This is a genomic window from Pseudomonas sp. HMWF006 (assembly GCF_003061205.1).
Lineage (GTDB): Bacteria > Pseudomonadota > Gammaproteobacteria > Pseudomonadales > Pseudomonadaceae > Aquipseudomonas > Aquipseudomonas monsensis.
In genome coordinates, this window is record NZ_QAIU01000530.1 from 1,460 (window position 1) to 8,519 (window position 7,060).

Here is a 7,060-nt window from a genome sequence, read left to right on the forward strand (position 1 = left end):
CCCTTTCCGCCGAGGGCGCGCTGCGCAGCATGGCGTTGCTGATGCCGGTCAGTTGTTCGATGAAGGCCGGGACGCGCACGCCGGCGTTCATCAGGCTCTGGTAACGCTCGACGATGCGCCCGTTTTCCAGCATGACCACGGCGATTTCCGTGGCGCGACAGCTGCTGTTCGGCGACAGGCCGGTGGTTTCAAAGTCGATGACTGCAATGCGTTCCAAACCGGGTTGTACTCCGTTCAAATCAATTCTTCAGTAGCGGCTCAGTTCTTCAACAACAGCGCGCCTTCGATCGGCACATAACGGCTGGCGGCGCGGATCAGCGAGTTGGCCGTCAGGCCGGGCACACCATAGGCGACCGCTTGCACGCCATGCTTGCTGATGATGCGTTCGAGCAGCATGTCGAAATCGCCATCACCCGAGGCCAGGACGATTTCGTCGACGTGGTCGGCGGCATCCATGATGTCGAGGGTGATGCCCACGTCCCAGTCGCCCTTGGCCGAGCCGTCGCTGCGCTGGATGTAGGGCTTGAGCTTCACGGTGAAACCGAGGTTGCGCAGGATCTGCTGGAACTGCTGCTGCTTGCTGTCGCCACGGTCGATCGCGTAGGCGTAGGCTTCGACGATCTGCCCGTCCTTGCTGATGTCCGCCCACAATGCGGCGTAGTTGAAGTGGCAACCATAGGCCTGACGCACGGTGTAGTAGAGGTTCTGCACGTCGGCGAACACTGCGATTTTTTTCACCGGGATTCCTGTGGGCGCATAGCGCACGAAGCGGGATCAGGCGCCGGGCCCGAAAAAGGCGCTCAGTATGCCAGCCAAGAGGAATGTTCAGCGAATAATCACCCACAGGCGCCATGGTGCTACTGACGAGCGGTGAATGTGGCGAGGGGATTCATCCCCGTTGGACTGCACAGCAGGCCCAAGAAACCGGGGCCGCTACGCTGCCCAACGGGGATAAATCACCTCGCCACAGTTCGATGTCAACCTGCAAGGTTTGGGTCAGACGAACGAATCATCGTCATCGAAGAACGACGAGTTGTCGTCGCTGTAGTCGGTATCGGTGAACCCGCCCTGGTCATTGCCCGAGAAGCCGTTATCGGCCACACGCTGATCATCATTCCAGCCATTGTTGCTATGGTCAGCCACTTGCGCCGGCTCTTCCTTGATCACTTCAACGATTTCTTCGGGCTGCTGGTTGTGATGGAACAGGCTGCTGATGCCCTGCGCCAGCATCACACCGCCGGCCACGCCGGCAGCGGTTTTCAGGGCGCCACCGAGAAAGCTGCTGCCCGCTGCTGCCGGGGCGGCTGGCTGCGCGTAATTAGGCGGTGGCGCGGCATAGTTCTGTTGTGACGGTGCTGCACCAAAATTCTGCTGCGGTGCCGGCTCACGCCAGCCGCCCGTCGAGGCCGGAGCACTTGGGGTCGGTGCCGGACGCGGGCTGCCGCCGAAGATACTGGACAGGAACCCGCCGCCACCGCTTGGCGCGGGGGCCGCGCTTTGCGTCTTGGCTGCTTGCAGCTCAGCCTGCAATTGCTGGACTTGTTGGGTCAGTTGCTTGTTCTGCTCGTCGAGGCTCTTGAGCGCCGCCTCTTGCACCAGAATCGCCTGGGTCATGAAATAACCTGCCGCTGGCTGGCGGGTCAGGTGTTCCTTGATCCGCGCCTCGGCCTGGGCGTCGCGCGGGGCTGCCTCCGTTTCGGCTTGTTGCAGCCGGGAAAACAGTCCATCGATCAGGGTTTGCTCTTCGCTGTTCATGGCGACCTCGTAGATTGCCGGGGATAACGTTGCCCTCGCCCACTGTGGGCGAGGTGCTCTCCCGTAATGGAGACAGTGACAGGATGTTTCAATGACCTTTACCGAATGTTTACGTTTGTGTCGCACCCGCCATCATCGGTTAAAGTGAGCCACTGTTTTTGACCTGCGATACCGACTGATGAATGCCTTCGAAGTACTGCGCGACTCCCTGTATTTTTTCAAACGTCATTTGGGCAGCATCGTGCAGTTGTGCCTGCCGCTGGTGATTTTCGAAGCGGTTCTGCAACAGGTCGTCGATCACGCCACCGGCCCGGACAATTTCTCGGCGATCAACGTCATTGTCGGTCTGTTGGTCTATCCGCTGTACACCGCCGCCCTGATTCTGTTTCTCGATGCACGCAGCCGTGGCGAGGCGCCGCGCAACCGGGATCTGCTGGCGATGGCCGCGACCCTCTGGCCGCGCTTCGCCGTGCTGACCGCGTTGAACACGCTGCTGATTCTGTTGGGCCTGTCGCTGTATTTCCTGCCGGGCCTGATCCTGATGGTCATGCTCGCGTTCGGTGAATACCTGCTGGTCCTGCGCGGCCTGGGGCCGTTGCAGGCCATGAAGGAAAGCCTGCGCCTGACCCGTGGGCACTTCTGGCGAATCCTGCTGTGCATCCTGTGCGTGATGACGCCACTGTGGCTGCTCAAGGGCGCGACGCTGGCGGTGTATCCCGAGCCGCAGAACCCGCTGATCGCCGTGTTGATCGACAGCGCTCACAGCTTCCTGCAACTGTTCACCAGCGTGGTGCTGTTTCGCCTGTTCATGCTGATCAGTGAATTGCCTGACAAACGTGACGGGGCGGTCTGACCGCTCTGCGCTTGGGCTTCGAGGCTGCCGTCAGGTATGCTCGGGGCCACTTTCTGTAACGCTATAAGCCGAGCCATGACCCGTCTGCTGCGCTACACCCTGTTCTTTGTGTTGCTCGCCCTCGCGCTGGCCGCCGCACTGATGTTCAGCCTGACCTGGCGCCCCGACGCCCGGGAAACCCTGCCGGTCAACTGCACCACCAGCGCGCCGACGCTGGTGCCCGGCCAGGCCCTGAAAGTCATGACGTGGAACGTTCAGTACCTGGCGGGCAAGCGCTACGTGTTCTGGAATGATCTGGCCCAGGGCGACGATGATGCGCCGACCCTGGAAGACATGGCGTTCAGCCTCGATGAAGTGGCGCGGGTGATCCGCGATGAGCAGCCCGATGTGGTGCTGCTGCAGGAACTGGATGACGGCGCCAAGGCCAGCGATTATCAGGATCAGCTCAAGCTGTTGCAGGAGCGGGTTGCCGACCTGTATCCATGCAGCACCAGCGCCTTCGACTGGAAGGCCGATTTCGTGCCTGACCGGCACATTTTCGGCAGCGTCGGCCGACAACTGGCAACCCTGAGCCGCTACCGCATCGAACACGCCGAACGCCTGCAATTGCCGATCGCCGAGGCCAACTTCATCAGCCGCCAGTTCCAGCCCAAAGACGCGCTGCTCGTCACCCGACTGCCCCTGAGCGATGGCGGGCAACTGACCGTGTTCAATATCCATCTGGAACGTGCCAGCCAACCGGATGACACCTTGCAGACCCAGGTGACGGCCGTGGCCAGGGTGCTCGACAAGTATGAAAGCCAGGGCCTGGCGTGGCTGATCGGCGGCGACTTCAACCTGTTGCCCCTCGGCCAATACCGGCGCTTGCCGGCGGAGCAGCGCACGCCCTACTCCGCCGACAGCGAACTGCACCTGCTGTGGGACAAATACCCGATGATCCCGACCAACAACGAGGCCAGCGGCATCGACCGCGCGCAATGGCTGACCCACTATCCCAACGACCCTGGCCTGAATGGCCCGGACCGCACGGTCGACTATCTGTTTTACAGCCCGAAAATCAAACGGGTCGAAGCAAGGGTGCGCCAGGACGATACGTTGCGCATCTCCGATCATCTGCCGGTGATTGCGCGCTTCCTGCTGCCTGCCACGCCCTAGTGGCGACCAACGCGCCCTCTGCTTCAGCTCACGCATTCACGACACGGAACGCCCATGAAAATCTTACTGGTGTGCAAGGACATCGGCGGTTACGCCGGCAAACTGGCCGACTACCTGATGACCGAGCACGACGTGTGCTTCATCGACACCTCGTCGCTGTCCAACCGCTTTGACCGGGCACCAAAGATCCTGCGCCGCCCGCTCAAACGCTGGGCCCAGTTGCGCCAGTTCAAAAAGGTCCTCGGCAAGGCTGCGCGCTTTGACGTTGCGCTGATATCAACCCGGCGCAAATCGATCCGCAGCAATTGGCCGCCGGCCTGAATGTGGCCGACCGCAAGATCGCCTACCTCTACGACAGTTTCAGCCGCTGGCCAATGACCCGCGAAGCACTGGCCGGTTATGACGAGGTGTTTTCGTTCGATCCGGGGAATGCCGAGAGTTACGGCCTGAAAAAGCACTACAACTTCATTTACGAGGACTACGTCGCGGACGGTGCGCCCGGCGACTATTCGGCGTTCGTGGTGATGGCCGGCAAGGATCGAGTGCCGGCCCTGGAAGGGCTGGCGCGGGAGTTCGATCGACTCGGCGTAACCGATTACAAGTTTCTGGTGCAGTGCAAACCGATCCCCGGTGCGCACCCGGGCATCACCTTTTTCGAGCAACGTATGTCGCTGGAATCCGTGGGGGAGCTGGTAAAGCGCTCGCGGATCATTCTGGACATCGCCAAACCCGGCCAGGCCGGCTTGAGCTTCCGTTTCTTCGAAGCCATGGCCTCGCGCAAAAAAGTCATCACCACCAACCACAGCGTGGTCGATTACGACTTCTACAATCCGGCCAACATCCTGGTGATCGACGAGGCCAACCCGGTGATTCCCGAGCGTTTCATCACCGATCCGTATGTCGATGTGCCCGAGACCATCTACCAGAAATACACATTGCAGGGCTGGGTCAAAACGGTTTTCGCATTCGCGTAATCGCCCCCCCCTGTGGGAGCTAGCTGCTCCCACAGGGACGGGATGCCTCGCGTTTCAGTGGACCTCTTCCAGATCGTCATGCAGCAGCCCGAAGATCTGCCGCTTCATGTCGATGAACGAGCGCTCCATGACCATGTCCAGCGAACGCGGGCGTTCGATCGGCACGTCGAGGATCTGTTTGATCCGCCCCGGTTTGGCCCCCATCACGTACACCCGGTCGCCGAGCAGAATCGCCTCGTCGATGTCATGCGTGACGAACAGCACGGTCTTCTTGCTGTTGCCCCAGACCCGCAGCAACAGTTGCTGCATCTGCAGACGGGTCTGGCTGTCGAGGGCGCCGAACGGCTCGTCCATCAGCAGGATCTGCGGATCGTTGGCCAGCGCCCGGGCGATCGCCACCCGCTGCATCATGCCGCCCGACAGCTGCTTGGCGTAGTTGTCGGCGAACCCGCTCAGGCCGACCTCGTTGACGTAGTAATCGACAATCTCCTTGCGCCGCGCCGCCGGCACACCGCGCCGCTTGAGGCCGAACTCGACGTTCTGGCGCACCGTCAGCCACGGAAACAGCGTGTAGCTCTGGAACACCATGCCGCGATCCGCGCCGGGGCCCTGCACTTGCTGACCGCCGACGTAGATCTCACCGGACGTCGGCTCGGCCAGACCGGCGGTCAGGTACAACAGACTCGACTTGCCACACCCCGACGGCCCGACCAGCACGGCGAACTGCTGATCCGGCACCTCGAACGACACTGCCTCAAGCGCAGTGAACGTGCCGCCACCAGGCTTGCTGTAGCGCAGGCTGACTTTGTCCACCTGCAAGCGCGGCGCCGCTTGCGCCGGGCTCGCGACCGGTTCGATAAAACGATGATTGGCAGCAGTCACTGAGCCCATGCGGCAACCCTCAAGCGGAGAAAACGGAACAGTTGATCGGTGACCAGCCCCAGCAGGCCGATGATCGCGATGGCGAGGAAAATCACGTCGACCTGAAAACCGCGCATGGCCTTCAGACTCAGATAGCCCAACCCACTGGAAGCGGCGACCAGTTCAGCCACCACCAGGTAAGTCCAGGCCCAGCCCATGGTCACGCGCAAGGTATCAAGCACGCCGGGCACCGATGCCGGCGCGATGACGTGCAGCACCGCGTCGCGGCGATTGGAACCGAGGGTGTACGAAGCGTTGATCAGGTCCTTGGAAATGCCTTTGGACACGTCCGCGATCATCACCAGTTGCTGAAAGAACACACCGAAGATGATCACCGACACCCGCTGCTCCAGACCGATGCCGATCCACAGGATGAACAGCGGCACGAACGAAGTCACCGGCAGGTAACGAATGAAGTTGACCATCGGTTCGAGGAACGCCTGGACGATGCGGAAGCTGCCCATCAATAACCCCAGCGGCACCGCCACCAGCGACGACAGAATGAAGCCGACCATCACCACTTCGACACTGGCCCACACGTGGGTGCCGAGGGTGCCGTCACGGCTCAGGCGCACAGCCGCTTCCACCACTGCCCCCGGCGTCGGCAAGAACATGCCCGGGACGATACCGCCGTAGGACAACCCGGCCCACAGACCGATCAACAGCACCCAGGCCAGCCCGCTGGCGCTCCACACCACCGGCACCGGCAAACCGGTCTTCGGCGTGAGGCAGCGGCTCAGCCACGAATTGCGCTTGAACATTGCAGACCTCCTAGAGCGGGCTGACAAAACGGTTGTCGACCAGATCGTCGTTGCTGACGTTGTAAGGTTTACCCTGCAATTCGCTGGCGGTTTCGTTGGCCAGTTTGATCAGCGCTGCGCTGTCGCCCGGCTTGCCCGGTGCGCCGAGCAATTTCTCGCTCATCGCCTGATCGTAGAAACGTACACCTTGGGCAGCGGCGGCCAGTTCCTTGGGATCGGACAGATAACCACCGACACCTTTGGCCATGATCCTGTAAGCGTCTTCGGGATGATCTTTGGTGTATTGCACCGCCTTGTACAAACCCGCCACCAGCGCCTTGACGTCTTGCGGCTGTTTCTCGATGACGCTGCAGTTCAGCGCCACCACGTCGACGATCACCCCGGGGGTACTGCTGCTGTCGATCAGCACTTTGCCCTGCTGTTTGTCGCGGACCATCGACAGGTGTGGTTCCCAGGTTACGGCGGCGGGTACGCGCCCGGCGATGAACGCGGTGGCGGCATCGTCCGCGGTCATGTTCTGCACGGTGATGTCGCTCATTTTCATGCCGTTCTTTTTCAGCAGGTACGAGAGCCAGAACTGCGAGGTCGAGCCTTCGTTGACGGCCACGGCCTGGCCCTTGAGTTCCTGCAGGGATTTGACG

The 7,060-nt window shown here is 61.5% G+C and carries 10 protein-coding genes; 4 read left to right on the forward strand and 6 right to left on the reverse strand.

Annotation, left to right across the window (positions count from 1 at the left end):
* The 3 genes from DBR24_RS33465 to DBR24_RS23875 all read right to left on the reverse strand — a co-directional run.
* Positions 1-217: PolC-type DNA polymerase III (locus DBR24_RS33465; RefSeq protein WP_256591776.1), on the reverse strand; the 217-nt coding region annotated here is incomplete at its 3' end.
* Between the two features lie 41 nt (positions 218-258).
* Positions 259-738, reverse strand: a complete 480-nt coding sequence (locus tag DBR24_RS23870; RefSeq protein WP_007949802.1) for an NYN domain-containing protein — start codon at positions 736-738, stop codon at positions 259-261.
* Between the two features lie 258 nt (positions 739-996).
* A complete protein-coding gene (locus DBR24_RS23875; protein ID WP_128615968.1) occupies positions 997-1,755 on the reverse strand; it encodes a DUF2076 domain-containing protein in 759 nt (252 codons plus the stop codon).
* 178 nt (positions 1,756-1,933) lie between these two features.
* Here DBR24_RS23875 and DBR24_RS23880 point away from each other — a divergent pair, with 178 nt between their 5' ends.
* The 4 genes from DBR24_RS23880 (at position 1,934) to DBR24_RS23890 (ending at position 4,737) form a co-directional block, all read left to right on the forward strand.
* On the forward strand, positions 1,934-2,608 hold the full coding sequence (locus DBR24_RS23880) for a YciC family protein (RefSeq protein WP_123463908.1): 675 nt from the start codon (positions 1,934-1,936) through the stop codon (positions 2,606-2,608).
* Positions 2,609-2,683: 75 nt separating this feature from the next.
* On the forward strand, positions 2,684-3,763 hold the full coding sequence (locus tag DBR24_RS23885; RefSeq protein WP_128615969.1) for an endonuclease/exonuclease/phosphatase family protein: 1,080 nt from the start codon (positions 2,684-2,686) through the stop codon (positions 3,761-3,763).
* Between the two features lie 54 nt (positions 3,764-3,817).
* Positions 3,818-4,084 (forward strand): hypothetical protein, encoded by a 267-nt coding sequence (locus DBR24_RS33470; RefSeq protein WP_256591777.1) that lies wholly within the window; start codon positions 3,818-3,820, stop codon positions 4,082-4,084.
* The gene (locus tag DBR24_RS23890; RefSeq protein ID WP_256591778.1) at positions 4,069-4,737 is read left to right on the forward strand and encodes a hypothetical protein; all 669 of its coding nucleotides are present in this window, start codon (positions 4,069-4,071) and stop codon (positions 4,735-4,737) included. The genes DBR24_RS33470 and DBR24_RS23890 overlap by 16 nt, the downstream gene beginning before the upstream one ends.
* Before the next feature lie 54 nt (positions 4,738-4,791).
* On the opposite strand, the gene DBR24_RS23895 is transcribed toward DBR24_RS23890, so the two are convergent.
* From DBR24_RS23895 to DBR24_RS23905, 3 genes are all read right to left on the reverse strand, one after another.
* On the reverse strand, positions 4,792-5,628 hold the full coding sequence (locus tag DBR24_RS23895; RefSeq protein WP_128615970.1) for an ABC transporter ATP-binding protein: 837 nt from the start codon (positions 5,626-5,628) through the stop codon (positions 4,792-4,794).
* Positions 5,616-6,419, reverse strand: coding sequence for an ABC transporter permease (locus DBR24_RS23900; protein ID WP_123463901.1), 804 nt, complete (start codon positions 6,417-6,419; stop codon positions 5,616-5,618). The genes DBR24_RS23895 and DBR24_RS23900 overlap by 13 nt, the downstream gene beginning before the upstream one ends.
* Before the next feature lie 10 nt (positions 6,420-6,429).
* On the reverse strand, positions 6,430-7,060 hold a 631-nt coding region (locus tag DBR24_RS23905; RefSeq protein ID WP_158277049.1), incomplete at its 5' end, for an ABC transporter substrate-binding protein.

Bases quoted from the DNA above. Each gene is read 5' to 3' on its own strand.
- DBR24_RS23885 (WP_128615969.1), top strand. From the start codon at position 2,684: ATGACCCGTCTGCTGCGCTACACCCTGTTCTTTGTGTTGCTCGCCCTC.
- DBR24_RS23895 (WP_128615970.1), bottom strand. From the start codon at position 5,628: ATGGGCTCAGTGACTGCTGCCAATCATCGTTTTATCGAACCGGTCGCG.
- DBR24_RS33470 (WP_256591777.1), top strand. From the start codon at position 3,818: ATGAAAATCTTACTGGTGTGCAAGGACATCGGCGGTTACGCCGGCAAA.
- DBR24_RS23900 (WP_123463901.1), bottom strand. From the start codon at position 6,419: ATGTTCAAGCGCAATTCGTGGCTGAGCCGCTGCCTCACGCCGAAGACC.
- DBR24_RS23880 (WP_123463908.1), top strand. From the start codon at position 1,934: ATGAATGCCTTCGAAGTACTGCGCGACTCCCTGTATTTTTTCAAACGT.
- DBR24_RS23875 (WP_128615968.1), bottom strand. From the start codon at position 1,755: ATGAACAGCGAAGAGCAAACCCTGATCGATGGACTGTTTTCCCGGCTG.